Here is a 2,808-nt window from a genome sequence, read left to right on the forward strand (position 1 = left end):
AGGTTGACGCCCGGACGCCGCCGACAGCTCGACACCAGCGAGGTGCAGGTGGCGGGCACGGCGCTGCGCCTGCCGGCCGAGCGGTTCCTCGCGCTGAAGGAGGAGCTTCCGCCGTTCCGGGACGCCCTCCTCGCCACCGCGCAGGCGCTCTACTACCAGGTGATGGTCTCGGCCGCCTGCAACGGCGCGCACGACGCGCGCCAGAGGCTCGCGCGGTGGCTCCTCACCATGCACGACCGTACCGACGGCGACGAGATGGCGCTGACGCAGGAATTCCTCGCCCACATGCTCGGCGTCCGCCGCGCGACGGTCACCGGCGCCGCGACGGCGTTCAAGGCGGCGGGGCTGATCGCCTATGCCCACGGGCGCCTGACGATCCGCGACCGCCCCGGGTTGCAACGCGAAAGCTGCGAATGTTACGATCTCGTGCGGCAGGCCTACGACGAGCTCCTGCCCTGGGATGGCGCGCCGCAGGCATGATCCCTCCCCCGTGTACGCTTGCGGACAGAGGCCGCAGCCGCCGCACCCTATCTTGGTGCAGTTGCAGGTACCTGCAGTTCCCCCACAAGGACGATGGACGGAAGCCTTGGCGCAGATCGATCAGGAAGACCTCGTCTCGAATGCCATTCGGCTCTCGCCCCTCGCGATGGTGCTGACCGACGCGCGGCTGGAGGACATGCCGGTCACCTACGTGAACCGCGCCTTCGAGGTCCTCACGCTCTACAGCAGCGCGTTCGCCCTCGACCGCAACTGCCGCTTTCTCCAGGGCGAGGAGACCGATCCCGCCGACGTGCAGCGCATCCGCGAGGGCATCGCCTCGGGGCGCGAGTTCGAGGTGCGGATCGTCAATCACCGGGCCGACGGCACGCGCTTTCTCAATCACCTCCTCGTCGCCCCGATCCGCGGGCCCGAAGGCGACATCACCGCCCATTTCGGCCTCCTGCGCGAGGTGCCCGAGACGGCGAGGCAGGACGACGCCGCCGCGCTCGCGCTCCTGCGCGAGTTGCAGCACCGGGTGAAGAACCATCTCGCGCTCATCGTCAGCATGATCCGCGTGCAGGCGCGCCGCGAGGTGACGCCGGGCTCGCTCAAGTCCATCAGCCGGCGGATCGAGGCGCTTTCCGTGCTCTATGACGAACTCCTGAACGGTCAGCCGGGCCAAGGCGGCACCGAGGAGATCTCGGCTGGCGCCTATCTCAGCCGCATCGCCTCGGTCGTGACCAGCCTTCAGCCGCGCGGGGCGATCCGCGTCAACGTCGAGTGCGAGGACATCGTCCTGCCGGTGGACCAGGCGGCGCGCCTCGGCCTGTTGCTGTCGGAGTTCCTGACCAACGCGCTCGAGCACGCCTTCGTCGGGCGGACGGCGGGCTTCGTCGAGGTGCGCTTCTACCGGCTGAGCGACGGCGGCGTGCGGCTCTCGGTCGAGGATGACGGCGTGGGGATGCCGGAGGGGTCGGACTGGCCCTTCGGCGCGCCGACCCTCGAGGGGCAGCGCGCGCGGGCCGAGGAGGGTGCGGGCGCGCTCGACACCACCGGGCGCGACCGCGAGGCCGGCGTTGGCGGCAGCATCGTCTCGGCGCTCACGACCTCGCTCGACGCCACGCTCGCCGTCACCCGGCCCCGGCGCGGCACGATCGTGACGGTGGACCTCTAGCCGCGCGGCGGCTCCCACAGCTCGAGCTTGCGGCCGTCGGGGTCCATGATCCAGCCGAAGCGGCCGTATTCGTAGTCCTGGCGGGGCTGCACCTCCTCCACGCCCTCCGCCGCGGCGCGGGCGAGAATGCCGTCGAGATCGTCGACCATCAGGTTCAGCATGAAGGGAAGCGTCGAGGGCGCGAAATACTCCGCCGAACCGAAGGGCGCGAAGATCGTGCGCGCGCCCTCCCCGAAGGCCTCGGCGCTGTGGGAATGCGTGAAGTGGAACCCGCCGAAGTCGTTGACCTCCAGCCCCAGGACGCGCACGTACCACGCCTTCGTGGCGTCCGCGTCGCGGCAGGCGAGGAAGACGCCTCCGACGCCGATGACCTTCGCCATGGCTTTCCCTCCGGCCCCCGCGCATGCAGGATAGCACGGTGCCCCCCCTCAGGGAACGCGCGCGAGGAACTCGGCGAAGGCGGCGCGGTAGGCGGCGGGATCCTCGGCGTAGGACAGGAGGTGGTCGGCCCCGGTCCGGACCGTGACCGTCGGCCCCTGGCGCCGCGCCGCGACGGCGTCCGAGATCGCGGCGGGCACGATCCTGTCGCCCGTCCCGTGGGCGAGGAAGAGCGGCCCCTCGAAGGCCGCCACCGCGTCCACCACCCGCGCCGCGCGCAGGTCCACCGGGCCGAGGGCGGCCAGCCACAGCTCGCCCGCCGGCGCGACCAGCGCAGGCAGCGGCAGGCCGATGGCCGCCGCGACATGGACGAGGACGCCCCGGACGTCGAGCGCGGGCGCATCGAGCGCCAGCGCCACGACGTTCTCCGCGAGGTCGGACCGCGCGAGGAACTGCCCCGCGATCCCGCCGCCCATGCTTTCGGCCACGAGGATCAGGCGGTCATGGCCCTGCGCCGCCATCCATCCGACCGCCGCCGCGAGGTCGCGCCATTCGGTCAGGCCGAAGGCATAGGCGCCCGAGGGGTCGGCGGGCGCGCCCGGATCGTTGCGGTAGGTGATCAGGAGCGTCGGGATGCCCGCCTCCGCCAGCATCGACAGCGCGCGGTAGCCGTCCTCCCCCGCGCCCGCGATGCCGTGGACATAGACCGCGCCGAGCGCCCGTTCGCCCGGCACGTACCAGGCGGGCGCGGGGCCGAGGGGCGTCCCGATCCCGAC

4 protein-coding genes are annotated in these 2,808 nt (G+C 72.1%); 2 read left to right on the forward strand and 2 right to left on the reverse strand.

From position 1 onward, the window contains the following. Both ACTS11_RS04330 and ACTS11_RS04335 read left to right on the forward strand, forming a co-directional pair. Positions 1-480, forward strand: a 480-nt coding sequence (locus ACTS11_RS04330) for a Crp/Fnr family transcriptional regulator (RefSeq protein WP_442639115.1), incomplete at its 5' end; no start/stop codon positions are given. A gap of 106 nt (positions 481-586) precedes the next feature. Beyond that, positions 587-1,654: a PAS domain-containing protein gene (locus ACTS11_RS04335; RefSeq protein WP_442639116.1), complete on the forward strand. Its 1,068-nt coding sequence runs from the start codon at positions 587-589 to the stop codon at positions 1,652-1,654. On the opposite strand, the gene ACTS11_RS04340 is transcribed toward ACTS11_RS04335, so the two are convergent. Together ACTS11_RS04340 and ACTS11_RS04345 are read right to left on the reverse strand one after the other, a co-directional pair. Further along, a complete protein-coding gene (locus ACTS11_RS04340; protein WP_442639117.1) occupies positions 1,651-2,034 on the reverse strand; it encodes a VOC family protein in 384 nt (127 codons plus the stop codon). The two genes, ACTS11_RS04335 and ACTS11_RS04340, sit on opposite strands and share 4 nt — an antisense overlap. A gap of 48 nt (positions 2,035-2,082) precedes the next feature. Next, positions 2,083-2,808, reverse strand: a 726-nt coding sequence (locus ACTS11_RS04345; protein WP_442639118.1) for an alpha/beta hydrolase, incomplete at its 5' end; no start/stop codon positions are given.

Origin of the sequence: Roseicyclus sp. (assembly GCF_052168335.1) — a bacterium.
In the GTDB taxonomy this organism is placed as follows: Bacteria; Pseudomonadota; Alphaproteobacteria; order Rhodobacterales; family Rhodobacteraceae; genus Roseibacterium.